Origin of the sequence: Vitiosangium sp. GDMCC 1.1324, assembly GCF_003044305.1 — a bacterium.
Taxonomy (GTDB): Bacteria; Myxococcota; Myxococcia; order Myxococcales; family Myxococcaceae; genus Archangium.
On record NZ_PZOX01000004.1, the window covers coordinates 282,824 to 305,112 of the forward strand.

The following is a 22,289-nucleotide window of genomic DNA, read 5'->3' on the forward strand; positions in this document are numbered from 1 at the left end:
TCTGTCCGTGATCCACAACGTCTTCTCGCTCCTCTCCCTCCTGCCCAAGCGCCCTCGCCGGGCCGCCGTCCGCAGGTTGATGGACACCGTCTGGGACCTGCGTACCTCCCAGGAAGTCATCGGCCACGAGAACATCCCGGACCCGCCCTGTCTTTTCATCTGCAACCATCTTTCCAACGCGGATGGATTCACGCTCGACCGGGCGTTGCGGCCCCGGAAGGTGTTCTTCCTGGCCGGCATCAAGTTGCAGACCACCGTGATGACCCGGCTGGGCACCGAGGCGGTGGACACCATCTTCATCCGCCCCAACTCGGCGGACATCGAACCGCTCAAGCGCGCGGTGGAGACGCTCAAGGCGGGGCACTCGGTCCTCATCTTCCCCGAGGGCGGCCGCAGCCGGACGGGGGCGCTCATCCAGGCCAAGAAGGGGGCCTCGCTCATCGCCAGGCGGGCGGGAGTGCCCGTCGTCCCCGTGGCCCTCACCGGGACGGAAAAGTTCATGCCCATCGATGATCGAGACATGGGCCGGGAGCAGGTGCGCCGCGCCCACCTCACCGTCCGCTTCGGCACACCGTTCCGCATGGACGAGCTCGAGGCGGAGACGTCCGGGGCCGAGGACCCCCGCCAGGCCCTCACCGACGCGATGATGCGGCGGGTGGCCAAGCTGCTGCCCCCCGAGTACCGCGGCGTCTACGCCCACCCCGCGCCCGAGGCCGACGAGGAACCTTCGGCCGCCCCGGCAGCGCCGCCCTCCGCCCCCGAGCAGCCCGGCCGCTGAGCCGTCACTCCTCGACGTGCCACTGCAGCCGGCTGGTCGTCCCGCTCGGGTTGAGACTCAACGGCGGCAGGTAGAGCCCCACCCGCTCTCGAGTCCACCACGCCCCCGTGCGCCGGCGTGTCTCCAGGTCCGTCATCCGATAGTCGTAGAGCACGGCGCGGATGTAGCGCGGTGGGTGCTCGGGGAAGGGATTGCGGGCGAAGAGCTTCAGCACGTCTGGAGCGCCCTCGAGCAGACGCAACAGGAGGGCGAGCACCCAGATGGGCGGCGAGCTCAGCGCCGCGAACCACATCTGCCAGTCCACTCGGGGCTGATGCGGAGCCACCTGCCTCGGCGCGCGCGTTGGGTCACTCACCTTGTAGCGGAAGGTGTACTCGCTCCAGGTCTCGCCGTCGTCAGAGCCCTCGACGGAGATCTCCGGCCGGCGCACCGTCATCACCGCGAAGAGGCCATAGGGATTCACGATGCGCAGCGGGCGGGCCCGCATCTCCAGCCTGTCCAGCCACCGCGGGGACAGGCGGCGCGTCCGGTCGAAGCGGGCCAGTATCTCGTTCGCGCCCAGGGCGAGGAGCGGCATGGCCGGGAGCCAGGCTCCCAGCATGCGCCACAGAGGCCTCGGCTTCGCCGGTGGCGGAGAGGGCAACAGGCGCCGCAGGGCCGCATCGTCCAACAACCACAGGCCGAGCACCAGCGCCTGCACATTGAAGAAGCCGTAGTTGCCCGTGGCGATGAGGACTCCCTGCAGCCCGGAGAAGAGCCAGAAGCCCGCGAGCCTCAACGGCCTCGGAGCGAAGGCGAGGAACGGACCCACCGTCTCCAGTGCGAGCACCGTCAGCGTGGAGAGCTTCTGCACCCGCTCCGGCAGGTGGTGCGCGTAATAGCCCCCCCGGTTCGGGAGCGGCTCCGTCTCGTAGTAGTAGTCGCAGGCGGTGAGCTTGCGCCATGTCTCGTCACCGGACTCCAGCTTGGACACCCCGGAGCCGAAGTAGAGCCGGAAGACGAGCGCACGCCACAGCGCCACCTGTGCCGCGGAGGGCTCGGAGCGGCCCGGCCCCGGCCTGAGTCCCGCGGGGGCCGAGAGGATTCCCAGCAGGCCCATCTCCAGGAGCAGCACGTCCCACTGGAAGGACAGGAACTCGCGCCCCGCCGAGACATAGGAAAGGTACAGGGCCCACAGCCCCGTCAGCGCCGCCTGGGGCGCGAGGCCCAGCATCACCGCCAGGGACAACGCCTGCCCGGCGCGAATGCCACGCACCAGCGTCTTGTCCGACGCGTCCAGCCAGAACAGCGAGGGCAGTTGAAGAAAGCGATCCCGCCCCAGTGCCTTCAACCGCGGCGAGGTGAGCAGGTCGCGCATCGGCAGGATGCCGCGCGAGCCGTAGAGGCCCCGCACCTGACGACCCAGCGAGGTGAAGGCGATGAGGTAGATGCCGCCCAGGGCCCGGAGAAACACCTGCCTCACGAGCCGGTGATGCGGTGGCGCCACCGAGCGCCCGGCGAGCCAACCCAGGAGGCGCGTCACCCTTCGCGCACGGCGGCGCGGACGCCGCGTGGGTAGGTAGCCGGGCGTCCGGAAGAACGCCTTGGTGCCCTGGGGGCTGACAGCACGCATGGGGCTCCCTCCTGCTTCTTCCAAACCTGGAAGCACCGGAGGCCGGGTGCCTGGGGAGGCCAACCCCTCGCCCCGGAAGGGCCCGAGCAGCCGGGCCTCCACACGTCGTGGAGCCGGGTGCCTAGCTTTGCCGCATGAGCGAGCCCAAGGAACGAGCCCACCGCACGGTGCAGGTCATCCCCGGCATCCACCGCTGGAGCGTCAGCGATGACCGCATCGGTGGCGCGGAGAGTGATGCCTACGCCGTGGTGGCCGAGGACGGAGCGGTCACCCTCATCGATCCGCTCCCCATTGACGAGAAGGCCCTGCGCAAGCTGGGACGGGTGGAGGCCATCGTGCTCACCGCCGGCAACCACCAGCGCGCGTCCTGGCAACTGCGCAAGGTGTTCGGCGCCCCCGTGTGGGCACCGCAGGACGCCTACGGACTCGAGGACACACCGGACGCCACCTACTCGGGCGGCGACAACCTCCCCGGCGGCCTCGTGGCCTACCACACCCCCGGCCCCGCCGACTCCATGTACTCCCTCTGGTTGGAGCGGCCCCGAAGCGTCGTCTTCATCTCGGACCTCCTCACCCACATCAGGCCGGGCACACCGCGCTTCGTGGAGAACGAGTACCAGGACAACCCGGCCCGCACCCGCATGAGCGTCCGGCGCATCCTCGACCATCTGCCCGTGGAGGTGGTCTGCTTCGCACACGGCCGCCCCATCCTGAAGGACGGCGCGGCCGCGCTCCAGCGCGCGCTCGACGAAGACACCGAGGCCCCCGCGCCCAGCGAGCCCATTTGAGCCCGGGCCTGTGCCGCGCGACCAGCCAGCGAGTAGGCTCGGCATCCGCCATGTCCTACTCCTACAGAGCGAGCGCCTCCGAACACGCGTATGAGCCCGCCCCCATCCGGGCCGAGCTCATCGTGCGGCCGGACCTGCTCCGCGTGTCCTTCTCCGCATCCCTCGAGACCCAGGGAGTCGAGCAGTCCCTGCCCCTCCTGCAGCGCGCCTGCGAGCAGTTCCAGCGGCGCGTCCGGGACGCCCTCGGGACCGAGGTGACGTTCCGGCCGAAGGACGCGCGGTTCAACCGCTCCGCCCCCAGGAAGCTGGCGCTCCCGGAGGATGACGGGACCTTCGTCGCCGTGGATGGAACGTTCGAGGTGCCACTCCCACCAGAGCCGGACTTCTGGGCGCGAAGCTCGCGGGTGGGCACCCTGGCGCGTGCGTGCCACGAGGCCCAGGCCGACAGCCGTCAGTCGAAGAAACTCCCCCGCTTCAGCTTCGGCTCCGTGGAGGCCCTGGTCGCGCAGCCCGAGTCCCACCGCGCGGAGTTGCTCCGCCGCGTCGTGACACGGGTGCGCGAGCTCGCCACCACCGTGGGCTCGGCCGAGGCCCCCCTGCACGTGGTGGACTGCTCCGCGCCAGGCCTGGTGGAGCAGAGCCCCGTGTCCCTCGAGGAAGTGGGCCTGACACTGAACGTGTACTGCCGGTTGGGCGTGCTGAAGGAGCGTTAGGCGACGGCCGTCGCCGGGCCAGGGCCTGACTCCGGAAGCTCGAGCACCACCTCCGCTCCCGAGCCTTCCACCTCCGCCACCCAGGCCCGGCCTCCGTGGCGCTTCGCCACCTCCTGCACCACCGCCAGACCCAGCCCCGTCCCCTCTCCCTTCGGCTCCACTCGATGGAAGGGCTGGAAGACGGACTGCCGGTGCTCCACCGGAATGCCGGGGCCCCGGTCCCGCACCGAGAGCCTCCACCCGTTGCCCTCGTGCGCCAGACGCACGGAGATCTCCGTCCCCTTCGGCGCGTACCGCAACGCGTTCGCCAGCAGGTTGTCCACCGCCTGCCGCACCGAGGCCCCATGAAAGGCACAGGGCGCCGGCTCGGGGCCGTCCACCGTGACCCAGACTCCTCGCCCCTCGGCCTCCGCACGCGCCGCGGCGGCCGCGTCCTCCACCACCTCTCGCAGGTCTCCCGCTCGCACGTCCCAGCCCCCCTTCCCGAACGAAGCCAGGTCCAGCAGGTTGCCCGCCAGCGCACTCAGCCGCGCCACCTCGCGCCGCGTCTCCTCCAGGGCCTCGCGCAGGGATTGGGCGTCGCGCTCCTTCCAGAGCGCCAGGTCCAAGCTCGTGCGCATCAGCGCCAGCGGCGTGCGCAGCTCGTGCGCTGCCCGGGCGATGAGCTGCTCCTGCGCCTCGCGCGCCTCGTTGAGCCGCTCCGACGCCTCGTGCAGTGCCCCCTCCACCTCGGACACCTCGTCCCCACGCCTCGTCCCCGGAGCCGCGGGCAGGACGCCCTCGCGCAGCCGGCCAATGCGCGCCCGGAGCTGATTCAGACGCCCGGCCAACCACCGCGCCTGCCATGTCTGCAACGCGAACAACACCACGCCCAGCAGCACCGCCACCGCCAACGTCACCGATTGGAAGGCCCTCACCGCCGAGTCCTGCTGCGCCAGCGAGGCCGACAACCGCAGCGTGTACACCCCACCGGACGGAGCCTTGACCCCCACGGTGAGCTGCCGCAACCGTGCGCCATCCGCTCCCTGCAGCGTCTCGAAACGCGGGGGCTCTCCGGCGGAAAGCGGCGCGGGCGTTGGCCCATGGACGCCTTCAGCCGAGGAGGGATAGGACACCAGCCGTCGGCCTTCCGGGCCGAACAACTCGGCCACCGGCGCGAAGGGGCGCACCTCCTCCTCCAGCGGCGAGTCCAGCAGGTGCAGGTGCGGCTGGCCTCCGGGTCCGTCGAAGAGGCTCACCGACTCCACCGCTGCCTGCGACAGCAGGGCCCGGTCCACCTCGCGCGACAGCCATGCCTCGAAGAACGCTCCCGCGAGCCACAACGCCAGCAGGACGCCCGCCATGGGCACCACCGCCCCCAGCAACCACAACCGGGTCGCCAGCTTCACCCGCGCCCCCCCACCACCAACCGGAAGCCCACCCCTCGCACCGACTGGATGGACACCATCGGCTCCACCTCCAGCTTCTTCAGCTTCCCGCGCAGATAGCCCACGTACACGTCCACGATGTTCGGCGGCCCGTCGAAGCTGTCACCCCACACCTGACTGAGCAGTGTGGTGCGAGCCAGCACCTCGCCCACGTGGCTGGCCAGCTCGGAGAAGAGAGCGAGCTCGCGCCCCGTGAGCGGCTGCTCCCGCTCCCCGTGCCTCAATACCCTCCGCCTCGAGTCCAACACCAACGGGCCCACTTGCTGCGCCGGCCCCTGTGCATCACCCCGGCGGTGCAGGGCCTCCAGCCGCGCCAGCAACTCCTCGAAGGCGAAGGGCTTCACCAGGTAGTCGTCCGCGCCCGCGCGCAACCCCACCACCTTCTCCCCCACCGTGCCCCGCGCCGTGAGCATCAACACCGGCGTGCGCAAGCCCTGCTCGCGCCAGCGCCGCAGCACCGCCAACCCGTCGAGGTCCGGCAGGTTCCAGTCCAGCAGCACGGTGTCGTAGGCAATCTGCCGCGCCTGCTCCAGCGCGTCCTCGCCCCGCTGACACACGTCCACCTGGTGACCCGCCTCCGTCAGGCCCCGCTGGAGCAACCGGGCCATCTTCTCCTCGTCCTCGACGAGCAGCAGCTTCATGCGGCGGCCTCCCGGGGACCCGGCTCGTGCTCCTCGCGCGGGTGCGCCTTCGTGCGCTCGGCCCCTGGCCCCCGCGTCCCGGAGGCCCCCGTGCGCTGTCCCACGAACCAGGGATAGAGCGATGGAAGGATGACCAGCGTCAGCAACGTGGACGTCACCAGGCCGCCCACCACCACCGTGGCCAGCGGGCGCTGCACCTCGGAGCCCACGCCGGTGGCCAGCATCATCGGCACGAAGCCCAGCGCCGCCACCAGCGCCGTCATCAGCACCGGCCGCGAGCGATCCCACGCCGCCTGCCGCACCGCCTCCTTCACCGGCAGGCCGCCCGCCTCGTGATGGAGCAGCCTCGCCATCAGCACCACCCCGTTGAGCACCGCGATGCCCGACAGGGCAATGAATCCAATGGCCGCCGAGATGGACACCGGCATCCCCCGCAGCATGAGCGCCACCATGCCCCCCACGCACGCGAAGGGCACGTGGGTGAAGATGATGAGCGCCGGGCGGAGGCGCTGGAAGGTCAGCCAGAGCACGGTCACGATGAGTACCAGCACCGCGGGGATGACGAGAGAAAGTCTTCGGGCCGCCTCCGTCAAGGTCTCATACTGGCCGCCCCACTCCAGGCGGTAGCCGTCCGGCAGGCGGAGCGCCGTGCCCACCCTCGCCCGGGCCCGCTCCACCACCGTGCCCAGGTCCGCGCCTCGCACGTTGAAGCCCACCACCAGCCGGCGCTGCCCCTGCTGCCTGCTCACCAGGCTGGGAGTGGGGACGAGCTTCACGTCCGCCACCCGCGACAGTGGCACCACGCTCCCGGAGGCCACCGGCAGCGGCAGCTCCGCCAGGGAGAAGGCCCCTTCCGCTCCGGACACCCGAAGCACGATGGGAATCCGCACCGCACCGTCGTACGTGGCCCCCACCTCCAGACCCGTGCGCACCGCCTGCACCGCCTCGAGCACCTCGCGCACGCTGAAGCCCATGCGCGCCGCGTCCAGCGGGCGCGGCACCACTTCCAGCATCGACACCTCCGGCGGAGCCAACACCCGCACGTCCTCGGCCCCGGGCTCCTGGCCCACCTCCGCCGCCACGAGCTCGGCCAGCCGGCGCAGCTCCTTCAGGTCCTCGCCGTACACGCTCACCGCCACGTCCGTCACCGTGCCTCCCAGCAGCTCGTTGAAGCGCATCTGGATGGGCTGGGTGAAGGCCGGCTCGCTTCCGGGCGCCTTGTCGTCCAGGACCGCCGCCATCTCCTCGATGAGCGCCTCGCGCGTGAGGCCCGGCCGCCACTCGGCATGCGGCTTCAGGTGGATGAAGACGTCCGCCTGCTCCAGGCCCATGATGTCCGTGGCCACCGCGGGGCTGCCCACGCGCGACACCACCTGCCTCACCTCGGGGATGTGCTTCAGCAGCACCGCCTCCAGACGCCCCGCCTCGCGAGTCGCCGCCTCCAGGCTGATGTCCGCCCCACGCGTCGTCTGCACCACCATGTCCCCCTCATCGAGCTGCGGGGCGAACTCGCTGCCCGCGCGCATGAAGAGGCCCACGCCCAACATGAGCAGCACCACCGCCACGAGCGCCACCCGGTGCGGATGACGAACCATGTGCTCCAGCACAGGGCGGTACACCTTGTCGAAGAAGCGCACCAGCAGGGGCGGATGCTCGGGAACGTCCTCGGGCCGCAGCACCAGGCTGATGGCCGCGGGAATGAAGGTGAGCGACAGCACCAGTGAGGTGGCCAGCGCCAACATCACCGTCAGCGCCATGGGGCGGAACATCTTCCCGTCCACCCCGCTGAGTGCCAGCACCGGCACGTACACCAGCAGGATGATGAGCACCGAGAAGAACACCGGCCGCGCCACCGAGCCCGTCACGTGCGACACCTTCTCCCGCCATCCCTGGCGGCCTCCCCGCTCATGGCCCACGTGATGGAAGACGGCCTCCACCATCACCACCGCGCCGTCCACCAGCAGGCCGAAGTCGATGGCGCCCAAGCTCATCAGGTTGCCTGGAATCTTCAACAGCACCATGCCCACCGCCGCCCCCAGCATGGACAGTGGAATCGCCGAAGCCACCACCAGTCCCGCCCGGAAGCTGCCCAGCAGCAGGAAGAGCACCGCCACCACCAGCAGGCCTCCCTCCAGCAGGTTCTTCGCCACCGTGCGCAGCGTGCCGCGCACCAGCGTGCTCCGGTCATAGACCTCGTCCACCCGCACGTCCCCGGGCAGCGCCTCGCGCACCTGCTCCATCCGCGCGTGCAGGCCCTTCATCACCTCCAGCGCGTTGGCGCCACGCAGCATCTGAACCATCACGTAGACCGTCTCGCCCCGGCCGTTGGAGGTCGCGGTGCCGATGCGTGGCAGTGCTCCCGGCACCACCTCGGCCACGTCCGCGAGCCGCACCGTCCGGCCCTCCGAGCCACGGACCACCGCGCCCCCCAGCTCGCTCGGGCCCGGGGGACGCGCCACCGCGCGCACCAGCACCTGCCGGTCTCCCGTCGTGAGGCTCGCCCCGGGCACGCTGCCCGACACGTCCTCCAACGCCCGCCGCAGCTCCTCCAGCGTCAGCCCCCGCTGCGCCAGCTTCACTGGATCCGCTCGCACCTCGAGCGTGCGCTGCTGGCCACCCCAGCTGTTCACCTCCACCACGCCGGGCACCCCGCGCAGCAGCGGCGCCACGCGCAACTCCGCCAGCTCCAGCAACTCCGCCGAGGTGCGATCCGCGGAGCTGAGGGTGAAGTGGAAGATTTCGCCAAGTCCCCCGGTGAGTGGCCCCAGCTCCGGAGCCTCCACTCCCGGAGGCAGCTCGCCCGCGAGCGCGTTCAACCGCTCCTGCACGAGCTGGCGCGCGCGGTACGGCTCCACGTCATCTCCGAAGACGGCCGTCACCGAGGAGATGCCGTAACGCGACAGGCTGCGGTGCTCCTCCAGGCCGGGCACACCGCCCAGCGCCGTCTCCACCCGCCGAGTCACCAGCCGCTCCACCTCCTCGGGCGTCATGCCCGGAGAGCGGGTGAGCACCAGCACCTGATTGGTGGTGATGTCCGGCAGCGCGTCCAGCTCCATCCGCGCCGCCATCACCGACGCCAGCACGGCGAACAGCGCCGTGAGCCCCAGCGTCCAGCCCCGATGCTTCACCGAGCCTTCCACCAGCCGGGAAATCATGAGCCCTCTCCTTCCGCCGGAAGGACTCGCGAGGCATCCGCGGCCACCGCGTCCGTCTCCTTCAGCGGCCCGCGCACCAGCGCGTCCGCGCCGGACTGCACCACCACCTTCACCGGCTGGCGGCGGTAGCCCTCACCGTCACGCACCAGTACCGAGACCTCGCCGTCCGACAACGCCAGCGCGCGAGCGGGCACCACCGTCACCTCCGGCAACCCGTCCGCCTTCACCCGCACCGTGCCCTGCAGACCCGAGGGCAGGGAGCGCGCCGGCTCGGGCTCGAACCACGCGGCCGAGGACCCATCACTCACGTCCACCGCGGGCGCCCTCCCCACCAGCCGCACCGGCACCGACTCCAGACCCGGCGAGGAGAACTCGAAGGCGACGTCCCCTGGCAGCGCGTGGGCGAGCCGGGCCTCGATGCGCGCGGGGCCCTCGCCCGCGACACGCACCAGCGGCGCCGAGCCACTCTCACGCGACTCGCCCAGCACCGCGTCCACCGCGGTGACGATGCCGTCCATCGGACTGCGCAGCGACACCGTGCCCCGCTGCGCCACACTGGCGGCGATCGAGCCCTCCAGTCCCGCGACCCTCAGCAGCGCCTGCGCGCTCTGCCGTGCCGCGCGGGCCTCGGCCAGGTTCGCCTCGGCCTCGGCCAGCTCGAAGACGCGGGCCATGCCCTGCTCCTGGAGGGCCTTCAACTGGGCCGTGCGGCGCTCGTACGCCTCGAGGCGCAGGGAGGCGGCCTCATAGTCTCCGGCGGCCCGCACCACCTCGGGCATGAGCACCTCGACGAGCACCTCGCCCTTGCGCACCGTCTGGCCGGGCCGCACGGCGATGCGGGTGACACTGCCCCGGAAGGGCAGACCGAGCGCCGCGGCTCCCTCGGGATGCGGAAGCACCCGGGCGGGCGCCTCGGTGAGCGGCACGCCCCGGGCAGGGCGCGGGTGCACCCAGGCGGTGCGCGCACTGGAGCGGGCGGGTGGCGGCACGGCCGGAGCGGGCGGTGGCGTGGAGCAGCCGAGGGCCGCGCCCAGCAGGAAGATGGAAGAGAGGAGCGCGGAGCGACTCATGGCGTGGGGACTCCGGAGAGGGCGTCGATGAGGAGACGGGCCTTCACGCGCGCCCAGGTCTCCTGGGCCCGGGCGTGACCCAGACGAATGCGGGCGGAGGCCAGCGCGCGACGCGCCAGCACCACCTCGGGGACGGTGGAGTCCCCGGACTGGAAGAGGAGCTCGCGCAACCGGGCGGCTTCCTCGGCGGCGGGGAGGAGCTGGCCTCGCAGCGTGTCCAACACCTCGCGCGAGTGCTGCACCTCGTGGAAGGAGAGCGCCAGCTCGGCGGCGGCCCGGTGGCCCACGTCGCGCGCCTCGCCCTCGAGTTTCTCGGCGGTGGCCAACAGCGTGCCGCGGTCCCGCTCACCGCGCTCGAAGAGCGACGGCGTGAGCGTCAACGTGAGGGCGCCACCGGTGGCCCCGTCGTACTCGCGCAGCCCGGCGAGGCCCACCTGGAGCCAGGTACCTCGAGAGGCATGCACCTCGGCCGCACGCGCCCGCTCCACCCGGGCCCCGAGCACCCGCGCCATCGCCTCCGGCAGTTGCGAGGCCCGCGCCACCCATGGCTCTCGCGCCGCGTCCGGAGGCAGTTCCACCTCGGGCAGAGGACCGTGGGCCTGGAGTTGCCGCGTGGGGTCTCGGCCGAGCAGCTTCGCCAGCTCCACCCGTCGCTCGGCCAACAGGCCCTCCGCGTCCAACCCGGCGAGCTTCGCCTCGGCGAGGTACGCGGAGGCCTCGGCCACCTCCAGCTTCGTGGAGGCCCCCAGCTGCGAGGCTCCTTCCACCGCCTGCCGGAAGGAGTCGGCGAGCTCGACCTCGTGGAGGCTCTGGGTGGCGGCCTGCTCGGCGGCCCAGAGGCGCAACCAGGCCTCGGCGATGGCGAGCCTGCGCGAGAGCAGGGCGGCACGAGCCTCGGCATCGAGCGCGGCTTCCTCGGCACGGACGGCGGTATCGCGGGCACTCGCCTGGCCAGAGAGGCCGAACGCCTGGCTCACCCCCACGCGCAGATCGGCCCCCTGTTCGTCCGGGCGCCGGCGGTAACCGGGCTCGACAGTGATTTGAGGATTGAAGACGAAGGGAGACAAAAGGGCGCTCTCTGCACGGCGGACCTCCGCGGCGCGAGCAGCGCCCTCGGGGCCAGGGGTGCGCTCAGCGAGCGAGAGCGCCTCCGCGAAGGTCAGGGGAGTGACCTCCGAGGGCGAAGCGGCCAATACGAGCGCGGCGAGGACGGCAACCATGACGCGCACGGTAGAGAGAGCGCGCATCCCTCGCATGAGACGACTCTGAGAGCTCTCTCAGAGTCCGTGCCCGCGCAGAAGGCCCGAAGGGACCCATGATACGATGACGCAAGAGCCAGCTGGGTTCCCATTGGTCACTGTGCGCCACGCGGAGACAACAGCATCGGCACTGGCCCCCAATGCAGCGAGGAACCTCTGCGGCTGTTGCGCGAGTAGATGCCAGGCGAGGACTCAGGAGAGAAAGATGATCAAGGCTTATGCGCTCGCAGGGCTCGCGGCGGTGTTCCCAAGATGTGTCGTGCCCGCCACTGATTGGAAGGGAAAAGTCGAGTGGCCAGATGAGCACTCTGCCAAGCTTGTCGTTCCATCCGTGGAAGCAGGAGCCACGCTCGCTGCGGCGGCCGCCATCCGCGAGATGGTGAAAACCAACACGGATCCAAGACTGTTCCGGGGATGCTCCAGCCCCGAGCAGGGACTGGATGTCGCCGTGTTCTCAGGCCCGACTCCGGGCTTGTATTACGTGAAGCTGAATCAACGGTTCAATCGGTGCGGCGGTCCACGCGGACGCGTGCTCGATTGGTGGTACGTGTACGCGGTAACCCCCCAAGGCGAAGTCGTGGCCGCGGCCCCGCCTCCCCCTCCCCCGGCGGAGCAAACACAGACACCTGCCACTCCGCCCTCGAAAGCAGAAGGCGATACGCCCGCGCCGGCCCAGATTCCTCCGCCCGCGCCCGAGGTGCCGACACCACCTCCGGCTGCGGCTTCCCCGGCGTCGCCACCACCCACCACCCCCGCGCCAGCCACTCCAATTCCAGACCCCGTCAATCCCAAAGGCCCCTGAGCGCGTGCGCCACTGCCCCCGCTCGGCGCTGGCTACGGCATCCCGAGCACCGCCACGTCGGGCTCGGTCTTCGGCGGCGGCCCGGGCACCACGGCGAGCACCCCGTTCTTCACCGCGCACGTGGCCTCCTTCGGCGACACCACGCGCACAGGGTTGAGCGTCTCCGGCCGGCCGAACTTCACCAGGCTGGTGGCCAACATCAGCTCCTGTTTCTTGCCGCTGTCACTGTCACTGTAGACGACGCTGATGCCCTTGAAGGGCGTGGGCAGCTTCAGCTTCAGGAGGTAGCCCTTCTTGCCAGGCAGCGCGGCGCGCTCGACCTGCAAGGTCTGCCTGGGCGAACCGAAGGCGGGGAACACCTGACCATCGACGATGCGGATGCCCCACTGCGACGGCTTCTGCTCCGCCGTGGGCTTGCCGCAACCGGTGAGCTCCTGAGGCGCCTCCGGTGCCAGCCACACCTCCACGTGGTCATCGTTGAGCCACTTCGCGCTCGGGCCCGTCCATTTGTCGTCATGCACCTCGACGAGCAGCGTGTCCGGCGCCACCAGCAGCGCCTTCAACGACGCGTCCTTCGGGTCGTCCTGGTTGCCCAGCAGGAAATTTCCCGCGGTGTAGCCACACTCGCCGAGCCCCGCCTTCTTCCACCCCTCCTCGAGGTACGTCTTGTCCACCTGCACCTGGGGCAGGTACGGCAGGCTCCTCTCTCCGAGCGAGGACTCGCCCGGCTCACACGTGGGGGCGGCTCGAATCACTTCGCCTCGCAGCGTCTCGAAGTCCCAGAGCTCGCCGCTCTCCTTGTCCCCATCGTCCAGCGCGTCGTAGCTCCGCTGGCTCTCGCGCAGCAACCGCAGCGGGGAGAGCTGCAACGTGCGCGTGAGCGTCCATCGCTCGCGGCTGCCACCCGACTGCTCGTGGGTGAAGAAGTTGTCGCCCACCGTCACCGAGTCATCGCCCACGCCCGCGGCGCCATAGCCGTTGTTGCACACCGACAGCAGGAGCTGCGCGGGCTGGGACGGGCGCACCAGCCACCACTCCCCAACCTCGCACTGGCCACTCTCTCGCGAGCCACTCTCGCTGCGCCCACCGGGTCCGAACTTGCGCCCGAGGAACTGGCTCGACGTCTCCACGTCCGCCCACCCGAGCTCCAGGTGCTTCACCTCCAGGGCGCGGCCCTGCGCGTCCTTCCCCCCATCCAGCGTCTCCACCACCTGGCAGGGCGCGCGCTGGGCGCACAACAGGTCCGACGATGGAGTGGGAGGCGCGCTCAAGAGGGACAACACCCATACGATACCGGTGACATTCATGACGCCACAGCTTGCACCAATGAACGGCGCCCCTCACTTCTTCTCGGGGGCCACGACGTCCACCTGGCGCGCCTTCCACTCACCGCCATCCATGACGTAGGAGGCACGCACCTCGGAACCGGGCTGGAGCGCATCCAGCCCCACGGGGTGCCCATTCCGCAGCACCTGCGTCTGGCCATCCGTGGACAGGACGACGCGCTTGCCATCGGCTTCCCGGAGCTGGAGCTCGCCCCCGGAGGCCTTCGCGACCGTGCCCGCTACCGTGCCCGTTTGAGGACTCACCGTGCCCTGCTCGGCCTCCGTGGGCCCCGCGTCCCCCAGGTCCCGAGCCAGCTCACGCGCCTGCTGCTTCGTGTCCTGTACCGCGCTGTTCAGGTTCTCGCGAATCTTGGGGGCCTCCTCCTGGAATTGCTCGTCCAGCTCGTCGGCCTCCTGCCGCGCCACCTCGCCCGCGGCCGTGGCGGTGCGAGAGGCCGCATCCGCCAGCTCCTCCGCCCGCTGCCTCAGTTCCTCCCGTGAAGCCGCCCGCTCGCGCTCCTGCTGGGCAGCCGGAGCCTGCCCATCCGCTGAAGGAGCAGCCGAGTGCGCGTCCTCCCTCTCCCGGCATCCCGTGCCCACCGTGAGCCCCGCCAACGCGAGTGCCACCACCTCGAGCTTGAGCCATCGCATGTTCGCCACCTCCTCGAACGAAGGCCGGAGAGACTCCCCGGCGCACCTCCATCTTCTGAGGGTAGGCACTCGTCCCGGCCAGCGCCGCCTGCACTTCCCCCCCTCTCCGGGAAGAAGCCCGCTCACGCGTCGAGGAAGGCGAAGGACCGCGCGCTCGTCGAGCGGCTGTGGTCCTGGAGCGAGGAGCTGATGGGCCTGTCGAGCCAGGAGCGGCTGGCTGGCGCGGCTGCTGGTCCGGGGTAGCCTGGGGGACATGTCCGCTCCCCCCTTCGTCTCCAAGGTGCCCTATGAAGCCAGCCACCCCCACGTGCTCGCCGTCTACTGCTCGGACGGGCGCTTCACGGACGCGGTGGAGGACCTGGCGCAGCACCTGGGCCACGAGCGCATCGACACCCTGACGCTCCCCGGAGGCCCCGGATTGCTCAACCGGTGGTCCGCCGACTACCTGGAGAGCGACATGGTGACACGCGCGGCGCACTTCCTCATCCGCGGCCACCACATCACCGAGGTGCTGCTCCTGGCCCATGCCGGCTGTGGCTACTACCAGTCCCGCCACGGCTCGCTCGGGCCGGACTTCGTCGCCGAGCAACAGCTCTCGGACCTGCGCGCCGCCGCCGAGGAGTTGCGCAAGACGTTCCCCGGCATCGCCGTGCACCTCTACTTCGTCCGGCCCCACGGCACGGCCATCCACTTCGAGCCCCTCCCGGAGTCCTGAGCGGGCCCGAGTGCCGAGCGCACGCCCGGCAGCTCTCCCAGGGGCGGACGGGGCCGCCCTGTCCAAACAAAAGGGCCTCCACGGAGGTTGGCACCTCACGAGCCTCCGAGGGATGCCCGCGTATGGACACATCACTTCCACAGGAACAGTACCGATTGCTGGTCGAGCACGCCCCGACGATGGTGTGGCGCTCAGGGCTGGATGCCCTGTGCAACTACTTCAACGCCACCTGGCTGAGCTTCACCGGCCGCACGCACGAGCAGGAGGTGGGCAACGGTTGGGTCTCGGGTGTCCACCCGGAGGACCTGGACCGCTGCATGGAGACCTACCTCTCCCATTTCGAGCGGCGTGAGCCCTTCGAGATGGAATACCGGCTGCGGCGGCACGATGGCATCTACCGCTACATCTTCGACCGGGGCGTCCCCTTCACTGACGACCAGGGCCGGTTCGCCGGCTTCATCGGCAGCTGTGTGGACATGCACGAGCGCCACGAGGCGGAGCGAGCCAAGGCGACATTCCTCGCGCTCGCCGCTCATGAGCTGCGCACGCCGCTCACCTCGATGCGGATGTACCTGGAGGCGCTGCGCCGGCAGCTCGCTCAAGGGGAACCCACGACAGCCGGCGCGCTCGCGCGGATGAGCGCGCAGCTCGAGCGGGTCTCCACCCTGGTGCAGGACATGGAGGACACCGGGCGCCTGGACGCGGACATGCCGCTCGTCCTGCAGGAGGAGGAGCTGGAGCTGGCCGAGCTCGTCCGGACCGTCGTGGCGCTCCACCGCGACACCGAGTCCTTCCGCGCACGGGGACAACCGCGTCACGCCTTCGAGCTCTCCATCGCCCCAGGCCCCTTCCGTGTCCGGGGGGACCGCCAGCGCCTGGAGCAGGTGGTGAGCAACGTGCTCGCCAACGCGGCCAAATACTCTCCGAAGGGAGGCACCCTCCGCGTCTGCCTGGCCCGCGAGGGCTCGGGCTTCGCACTGTCCATCACGGACCCGGGCATCGGGATTCCCGCCGCCGACATCCCCTCCCTGACTCAGTGCTACTTCCGCGCGAGCAACGCCTCCGTCGAGAACTTCCCCGGGCTCGGGCTCGGGCTGTACCTCGTGAAGGGCATCCTGGAAGCGCACGGCGGCGAACTCCGCATCCAGAGCGAGCTGGGACGGGGAACCACCATCACCATCCTCCTTCCCGAAACACGAGAGGCGGTGCCGATATGAAACGTGTGCTCGTTGTCGACGACGACGCCGACATCCTCGATTCGCTCACGCTGCTACTCGAGTCCCACTACGCCGTCACCCCCGCGGAGGACGGCACCACCGCCCTGGAGCTGGTGGAGAAGCACGAGTTCGATGCCGTGGTGCTCGACCTGATGCTGCCCGTGCTCGACGGGACCCACGTCCTCGTGGAGCTGCGCCAGAGAGGCATCCGGATACCCGTCATCCTCATCTCCGCCCACCGGGAGCTCGACAGACAGGAGGAGACGCACCGCCAGCTGGGTGCCTTCGCCTCGCTGCGCAAGCCCTTCGACATCCGGGAACTGGAGAAGCGGCTCGAGGAGGCCCTGGAGCCAGGAGCCTCGGGGGGCCACTCGGACGGCGGAGGAGGGACGGGGAATGAGCCCCTCGCTCCGCCCTCCGGGCGCACACCTCAGGGAACCAAGGCCGGCGGCTGGCCATCCAACACACACAGGTTGGTCGATTCCTCACAGACGATGGGGAACGCCGGATCCAACGACAGCCCCGCCTTCGGCTCCTTGCAGACGCGCGGGTCGCGGACCTTGAGGGTCTTCGTGGGGTCTTCGGGATTCGGCACATCCCGCTCGCACTTGATGGCCGGGAACACGCCCACCGCCTCGTAGGTGGCCGTGCAGTCCCCTTCCGAGAAGGTCAGCTCCGCCGTCCACTGCGTGCCAGGAATCGCCGCCTGGTCCTGGATGCGCAGGTTGCTCCATAGGAAGCGCACGTCCACCGTCGTCCCGGGCTCCGGGCTCACCACCTGCCGGGCCTCGGACAGGCTCGGCACCACGCATACCCCGTCCTCGCCGGGGTACTCGGTGGTGAAGTCTCCCGAGGCCGTGACGGAGTGCGCCGGATCCTTCCCCTCCCACGCCGCCAACGTCGCCGGCTTCAGCACCAGCGTGGGAGGCACGCCGGAGCCGGGCGTGCGGAAGGCCTGTGCGCCGATGATCTCCGCCTTCTTCTGGGCGCATATGCCCGTGCCCGACTTCAGCGAATAACGCACGGCATGATCGCCGCGCCCCACGGCGCACTGGGGCGCCGGCTGCTCACCGCCGCACGCGCCCAACCAGGCCGCGCACCCGAGCGGCAGAATCCACCCAAGGGCTCGATGTGTCTTCATGATGCGTTGCTCCGGCTAGAACGAGAGGCGCGCGCCGAAGCGGATGCTGCGGGGCGTCTGGTAGGAGGTGGGCTTCTGATAGTTGGGGTTGAGGGCCGGTGCGGTACCCGCCCGGTTCTTCACGCTCTCGAGGTCCGACGTCTTGCCATTCACGAGCGGATCCATGTTGTCGAAGGTGTAGTTCTGGTCCACCGACGTGACGGCCTGGAAGTTGAACAGGTTGAAGCTGTCCAGGGTGATGGCGGCGGTGACGCTCTGGGTGAGCTTGTAGTTGAGGCCCAGGTGGGCATCCACGTTGTGCACCCAGGGCAGCCGGCCACCGCTGCCGCGCGGCAGGATGAAGGTGAAGCCCGTGCCGTAGATGTAGTCCGAGCCCAACACGTTGAGGGGCGCGCCCGAGAGGCCCCGGTACGAGAGCCCCACGTTGAGGCTCGCGGTGGGCGAGAGCGAGAACTCCTTCGCGCCGAACAGCTTGACGGCATGCGTGTGGTCCAACGGCAGCGGGCCCGTGTGGTTCTGCGTCAGGGAGATGAGGTCGAAGTCCGAGGTGACGTTGGGGGCGAGCACGTTGTTCTCCGGGCGGTAGAGGCCGGAGTAGTTGCCGCGCAGAGAGGACCAGGTGTAGCTGGCCTGCACGAGCCACAGGTCCGAGAAAGCCTTGTTGAGGTAGACGCTGACGGCGTCGTAGTCACGCACGGCCTTGGGGAACTGGGAGGCGATGCCGCGGCCCGGGTTGCCGATGAAGTAGTTGGTGGCCTCGTTGACGGACATGTCCTCGATGACGTCGTTCATGTAGCGCCGGGTGTAGGAGGCGCCCAGGGTCGCGCGAGGCAGCAGCTCGTACTCGGCGCCCACGAGGATTTCGTCCGAGGACTGGGGCTTCAGCTCGGGGTCCACCGGGCTGTTGATGGCGAACGTCTGGGTGTACTGGCGGCTGATGCCCGTACTGGTGCCGCTGGGGACGGGCACGTTGCGCTTGTCCGCGCACTCCGCATACGGCGCGGACTGGGTGAGAGGGTCACACCCTGGACCGCCCGCGATGGGGGCGCGGCTGCGCGTGGCCCGGATGCGGGTGATGTTGGAGAACTGCGAGTTCACCATGGCCAGCACGGCGTTCTGGTAGTAGCGCGCGTAGCTGGCGAAAAGCTTGGAGCGGCCCTTCTGGGTGAAGTCGTAGACGACGCCCACGCGCGGAGAAATCTGGTCCGGCAGCGTGAAGGCCAGGGCGCCGCCCGTGCCGTAGATGTTCTGCGTGTCGTAGCGCACACCGGCGTTGAGGGTGACGCGGTCCAGGATGCTCCAGCTGTCCTGCACGAAGGCGCCCAGGGCATTGGCGCGCGTGGAGGTGGGGACGTACGGCTGGATGACCACCTGGTCCGGGCCGGTGAGATAGCCGAACGAGCGGAAGTCCGTGAAGGTCTTCCCATCGGTGGACTCGTTGTAGAGGACGCCGCCCGAGTAGGCGCGCTTGTCACGGTTGGTCATCACCTCGACGTCGAGGCCCGCCTTGATGACGTGGTGGCCGAGCGCGTTGAGCAACAGGGTGCCCACGACGTTGCCCTGGTAACGGTCCACGGTGCGATCCAGCAGGAAGCCGGGGCCGCCCAGGAAGTAGTCGGCCACCGGGCAGCGCACGGCGTTGGACGTGCCGGCCGGGTCGCACAGCGACGGGTCGGGCAGCTGCTCCAAGTCATTGATGGAGTAGTAGTTCGGCGCGGTGCGGGTGCCGGTGCGGCGCATCTCGAACTGGGGCACGCCCGAGAGGCCCGAGACATTGCCAATGCCGCTGCCATCCACCGGCAGGGTGGTGTCGGTCTGGTGGTGCCACCCCAGGTTGGCGTCGAGCAGCACGCGCTTGTCGAGGAACGACGAGGACAGCTTCAGGGCCACGTCGCGCGCATCCTGGTCGTAGCGGTGGGCGAGCGCCTCGTAGCGGCCAATCAGGTTGTCCGTCTCGACGGCGCCGGTGTCCAGGTTGTAGCCATAGCTGCCATTGCCGCCCGAACCGCTCGGCGTGCCATACACAGACAGGGAGAGGCTGTGGTCCGGATGCACCTGCCAGGTGAGCTTGCCGATGTACTGCACGGAGCGCTGGTCGGCGAAGTAGCGCTGGGTGGTGTTGGGAATGGGCTCGGTGACGGAGAAGCCGTTCGCGTCCTTGATGGGCTTGCCGTCATCGCCGAGAACGAAGGCATTGAGGCCGCGGTCGAGCGCCCGGCGCGTGAAGGAGGGTGCCACGCCCGCGAAGAACCAGAGCTTGTCCTTGAGGATGGGGCCGCCCAGGGTGGCGCCGAAGTCACCCAGGTTCCACAGCCGCTGGCTGGTGGTGATGACGGTGCCCTCACGCGCCACGCGGGTGGGCGAGCCCTCGAGGAAACCCGGGGTGAGGTTGCCGAAGAGCGAGCCGTGGAACTCGTTGGAGCCGGACTTCGTCACGGCCGTCATCACGCCACCGGTGGAGCGGCCGAACTCGGGCATGAAGCCGCCGGTGATGACGTTCACCTCCTGGATGAACTCGACCGACACCGGCGTGCCGAGGATGCCGAGCGCCGGGTTGCCCGTGGACAGGCCATCCACCAGGAAGCCGTTCTCCGGCGAGGTGGTGCCATTGAGGGACACGCCGTAGCCATCCGTGTTGGCGCCGGGCGCGAGCTCCGCGAGGCTCTCGAAGGAACGCGACGCCGAGCCCTTGGAGCCGGGGCGCACCACGGCGAGGTGGTTCAGCACATCCTTGTCCACACTCGTGCCGGTGCGGGTGGAGCCCACGTCGACGGCGGGAGCGGTGGCGACCACCTCCACGTTCTCCGTCACTCCCTCGGGGAGGAGCTCCGCGTTGTAGCGGACGGTGGTGTTGAGGCGCAGGGTGATGTCGCCGCGAGCGAAGACCTTGTAGGTCTCCTTCTCGAAGCGCAGCGTGTAGACGCCGGGAGGAAGCTGCGGAATCCGGTAGAGGCCCGTGGCGTCGGTGACGACCACCTGCTCGCCCTGGAGGTTGGGAGAGGTGGCGGTCACCACCACGTCCGCGACAGGTTGTCTGGTGCTGGCATCCGTCACCGTGCCGGTCAGCACGGAGGTGCCCTGCGCCAGGGCGGGCGGCATCCACATGCACACGCCCAGCGCCAGCGCGGCCACGGGGACTCGCGCCTGGATTATTGGAAGACGTCGGTTCAAAGGAGTTGCCCTCTGTTGAGTGCCTGCCTGCTTCATGCCGGCTGGCAGCCCTGTTAACCGTGCTACAATGGGAATTCAGGCGAAAACAACTGGGCGGGGCGGGAGACCGCACCCGGGCCCGGCAGGGAGTGAGTGCATGTTCCTCAAGGATGTGGAGACACACGAAGGCACGGGGCCCTACTCGGATCTCATCCGGCGAGCGCGGCAGACCCAGGTGCCTCCCTCGGGACTCTGGCACCTGTTCGCCTTCAAGCCGGAGATGACGAACGCCCTGGCGCAGCTCACCCAGGCGGCGATGCGGGGCCCCTCGCCGCTGTCGCCCGGGATGCGCGAGCTCATCGCCGCCCTCACGTCGCGGCGCAACCAGTGTGTGTTTTGAACGAACTCTCACGCCGCGGTCGCGGCGCGATTGCTGGAAGACGAGCAGAAGGTCGCCGCCGTCCTGGAGGACCTCGACGCGGCCCCCATCCCGGAGGCCGAGCGGGCACTGTTCCGCTTCGTGGAGAAGGTCAACCGCGAGTCCGAGCACATCCAACAGGAGGACGTGGACGCGGTGAAGGCCGCGGGCTGGACGGACGAGGCCCTCTACGACGCCATCACCGTCTGCGCGCTGTTCAACTTCTACAACCGGTGGGCGGATGCCACGGGCGTGCGCATCCACCCGGCCGAGGTCTATGAGCGGGGTGCCGAGCGGCTCGCGACGGCGGGCTATGGCGGCCCTCCGCCCGGGAGCCCCCCGCCCGACAAGAAACCGTAGACGCCGGGCTCAGGACTTCGAGCGCTCCTCGGGGCTCTTCTCGCCCGGCTTCACCGTCGAGCGGACGACGATGATCTTGTTGAGCACGTCGAACCAGAAGGGGGCGCCGAGCGAGACGGCGAACCCCGTCATGAGCAGCCCGAGCACCTTCAGCACCCACCCCATGGGGGTGGTCGGCGGCTGGCGGAGATTCGCCAGCGGGCTCCCTTCGGTCGCCTTACCGGAGCTCCAGCCCAATGGCAGCCCGAGCTCTCCGAGCGCCTTGAGTTGCTCCTGGAAGTGCTCCTTGTCCTGCTCCGACTCCGTCCCCTGCGGGAACCCGGCCCGCTGCTGATTCTCGGCGGCGGTGACCAGCGCGGCTCTCAGCGCGCTGTCACGCGAGAGCTGGTTGAAGATCTGGATGGTGTCGATGTTGTAGGCGGCCGAGAACACCAGGCCGACGGTGAAGACGATGACCTGCGTCCGGCGCTTGTACCAGCCCGAGAGCCGATCCATCGCGGCGTTGAACCAGTCCTCGAGGCTCGTCTGGAAGCGCTCGAGGTCCCCATCCGCGGCGGCGATGAGCGCCAGGAGCGACTGTTTGAGTTTGTCGGCCTGCGGCGGCAACGCCTGCACCTTCCGCTCGACGTCATCCATGGTGCCCTTGACGCCCCGCTTCAATACCCCCTCCACCAGGGCAATCACGAAGGTGCGCGTGGGGATATAGGAAGGCGGCTTGCCCTGGACCGTTTTCAGCGACTGGATGAGCGCGTGTGAGTAGAAGTCCCTGGCGCCCTGGTCTCCGAGGATGTCCGTGAGGGTCTGCTGGAGGGCCTTCGCGCGCTTGCGGATGAAGACCTCGAGTCCCTCCACCGCCGCTGAACAGATGAGGCTCATCGCCAGGAAGATGAAGGTGACGCCGAGCAAGACATCCACCATCGTGAACATGGACGGCCCTCCCCCTCGCCCACGTTCACCTTCCCGAGCCCCCGCCCGGTAGTCCCCGCGGCCGATGCGGTCCGAAAGACAACGTCCGCCCCACCACAGGGTCCACCACCCAACCGAAGGGTGCGACCCGGGGACGCGGG

18 protein-coding genes and 1 pseudogene are annotated in these 22,289 nt (G+C 69.7%); 8 read left to right on the plus strand and 11 right to left on the minus strand.

Annotated elements, in window-relative coordinates:
* Nucleotides 1–7 precede the first annotated feature (7 nt).
* Nucleotides 8–778 carry a 1-acyl-sn-glycerol-3-phosphate acyltransferase gene (locus DAT35_RS13880; protein WP_108067473.1) on the plus strand — a complete coding sequence of 257 codons (771 nt, stop codon included), beginning with the start codon at nt 8–10 and terminating at the stop codon, nt 776–778.
* A 4-nt stretch (nt 779–782) separates the two neighbouring features.
* Here the strand turns inward: DAT35_RS13880 and DAT35_RS13885 are convergent, their stop codons facing one another.
* Nucleotides 783–2,390: a lipase maturation factor family protein gene (locus DAT35_RS13885; protein ID WP_108067474.1), complete on the minus strand. Its 1,608-nt coding sequence runs from the start codon at nt 2,388–2,390 to the stop codon at nt 783–785.
* A gap of 134 nt (nt 2,391–2,524) precedes the next feature.
* Here DAT35_RS13885 and DAT35_RS13890 point away from each other — a divergent pair, with 134 nt between their 5' ends.
* Together DAT35_RS13890 and DAT35_RS13895 are read left to right on the plus strand one after the other, a co-directional pair.
* Complete coding sequence (locus tag DAT35_RS13890; protein WP_108067475.1) at nt 2,525–3,178, plus strand: MBL fold metallo-hydrolase; 654 nt, start codon at nt 2,525–2,527, stop codon at nt 3,176–3,178.
* 50 nt (nt 3,179–3,228) lie between these two features.
* Nucleotides 3,229–3,891, plus strand: a complete 663-nt coding sequence (locus DAT35_RS13895) for a hypothetical protein (RefSeq protein ID WP_108067476.1) — start codon at nt 3,229–3,231, stop codon at nt 3,889–3,891.
* On the opposite strand, the gene DAT35_RS13900 is transcribed toward DAT35_RS13895, so the two are convergent.
* The 7 genes from DAT35_RS13900 to DAT35_RS13935 all read right to left on the minus strand — a co-directional run bounded on the left by DAT35_RS13900 (nt 3,888) and on the right by DAT35_RS13935 (nt 14,221).
* Nucleotides 3,888–5,279, minus strand: a complete 1,392-nt coding sequence (locus DAT35_RS13900) for a HAMP domain-containing sensor histidine kinase (protein ID WP_108067477.1) — start codon at nt 5,277–5,279, stop codon at nt 3,888–3,890. The genes DAT35_RS13895 and DAT35_RS13900 overlap by 4 nt on opposite strands.
* On the minus strand, nt 5,276–5,959 hold the full coding sequence (locus tag DAT35_RS13905; RefSeq protein WP_108067478.1) for a response regulator transcription factor: 684 nt from the start codon (nt 5,957–5,959) through the stop codon (nt 5,276–5,278). Before DAT35_RS13905 ends, DAT35_RS13900 begins: the two co-directional genes overlap by 4 nt.
* On the minus strand, nt 5,956–9,114 hold the full coding sequence (locus DAT35_RS13910) for an efflux RND transporter permease subunit (RefSeq protein WP_108067479.1): 3,159 nt from the start codon (nt 9,112–9,114) through the stop codon (nt 5,956–5,958). Before DAT35_RS13910 ends, DAT35_RS13905 begins: the two co-directional genes overlap by 4 nt.
* The gene (locus DAT35_RS13915) at nt 9,111–10,184 is read right to left on the minus strand and encodes an efflux RND transporter periplasmic adaptor subunit (protein ID WP_108067480.1); all 1,074 of its coding nucleotides are present in this window, start codon (nt 10,182–10,184) and stop codon (nt 9,111–9,113) included. The genes DAT35_RS13910 and DAT35_RS13915 overlap by 4 nt, the downstream gene beginning before the upstream one ends.
* Nucleotides 10,181–11,431, minus strand: coding sequence for a TolC family protein (locus DAT35_RS13920; protein ID WP_158501694.1), 1,251 nt, complete (start codon nt 11,429–11,431; stop codon nt 10,181–10,183). The genes DAT35_RS13915 and DAT35_RS13920 overlap by 4 nt, the downstream gene beginning before the upstream one ends.
* Nucleotides 11,432–12,277: 846 nt before the next feature.
* On the minus strand, nt 12,278–13,552 hold the full coding sequence (locus DAT35_RS13930; RefSeq protein WP_108067482.1) for a hypothetical protein: 1,275 nt from the start codon (nt 13,550–13,552) through the stop codon (nt 12,278–12,280).
* 33 nt (nt 13,553–13,585) lie between these two features.
* Nucleotides 13,586–14,221 (minus strand): hypothetical protein, encoded by a 636-nt coding sequence (locus tag DAT35_RS13935; RefSeq protein ID WP_108067483.1) that lies wholly within the window; start codon nt 14,219–14,221, stop codon nt 13,586–13,588.
* A 253-nt stretch (nt 14,222–14,474) separates the two neighbouring features.
* On the opposite strand from DAT35_RS13935, the gene DAT35_RS13940 reads away from it, so the two are divergent.
* The 3 genes and pseudogenes from DAT35_RS13940 to DAT35_RS62355 all read left to right on the plus strand — a co-directional run.
* Nucleotides 14,475–14,936, plus strand: a complete 462-nt coding sequence (locus DAT35_RS13940; RefSeq protein WP_108067484.1) for a carbonic anhydrase — start codon at nt 14,475–14,477, stop codon at nt 14,934–14,936.
* A gap of 122 nt (nt 14,937–15,058) precedes the next feature.
* Entirely contained in the window at nt 15,059–16,153 is a 1,095-nt protein-coding gene (locus DAT35_RS13945) for an ATP-binding protein (protein WP_108067485.1), read from the plus strand.
* Nucleotides 16,150–16,428: pseudogene (locus DAT35_RS62355) on the plus strand (response regulator transcription factor); the annotation flags it as partial. The gene DAT35_RS13945 and the pseudogene DAT35_RS62355, both read left to right, overlap by 4 nt.
* 155 nt (nt 16,429–16,583) lie before the next feature.
* Here DAT35_RS62355 and DAT35_RS13955 read toward each other — a convergent pair.
* Nucleotides 16,584–17,294: a hypothetical protein gene (locus tag DAT35_RS13955; RefSeq protein ID WP_108067487.1), complete on the minus strand. Its 711-nt coding sequence runs from the start codon at nt 17,292–17,294 to the stop codon at nt 16,584–16,586.
* A 15-nt stretch (nt 17,295–17,309) separates the two neighbouring features.
* Nucleotides 17,310–20,465 carry a TonB-dependent receptor domain-containing protein gene (locus tag DAT35_RS13960; RefSeq protein WP_369945639.1) on the minus strand — a complete coding sequence of 1,052 codons (3,156 nt, stop codon included), beginning with the start codon at nt 20,463–20,465 and terminating at the stop codon, nt 17,310–17,312.
* A gap of 136 nt (nt 20,466–20,601) precedes the next feature.
* Here DAT35_RS13960 and DAT35_RS13965 point away from each other — a divergent pair, with 136 nt between their 5' ends.
* Nucleotides 20,602–20,844 carry a peroxidase gene (locus DAT35_RS13965; protein WP_108067489.1) on the plus strand — a complete coding sequence of 81 codons (243 nt, stop codon included), beginning with the start codon at nt 20,602–20,604 and terminating at the stop codon, nt 20,842–20,844.
* A 30-nt stretch (nt 20,845–20,874) separates the two neighbouring features.
* Nucleotides 20,875–21,222 carry a carboxymuconolactone decarboxylase family protein gene (locus tag DAT35_RS13970; protein WP_108067490.1) on the plus strand — a complete coding sequence of 116 codons (348 nt, stop codon included), beginning with the start codon at nt 20,875–20,877 and terminating at the stop codon, nt 21,220–21,222.
* A gap of 9 nt (nt 21,223–21,231) precedes the next feature.
* Here DAT35_RS13970 and DAT35_RS13975 read toward each other — a convergent pair whose 3' ends face one another.
* Nucleotides 21,232–22,149: a hypothetical protein gene (locus DAT35_RS13975; RefSeq protein WP_108067491.1), complete on the minus strand. Its 918-nt coding sequence runs from the start codon at nt 22,147–22,149 to the stop codon at nt 21,232–21,234.
* Nucleotides 22,150–22,289: the final 140 nt, after the last annotated feature.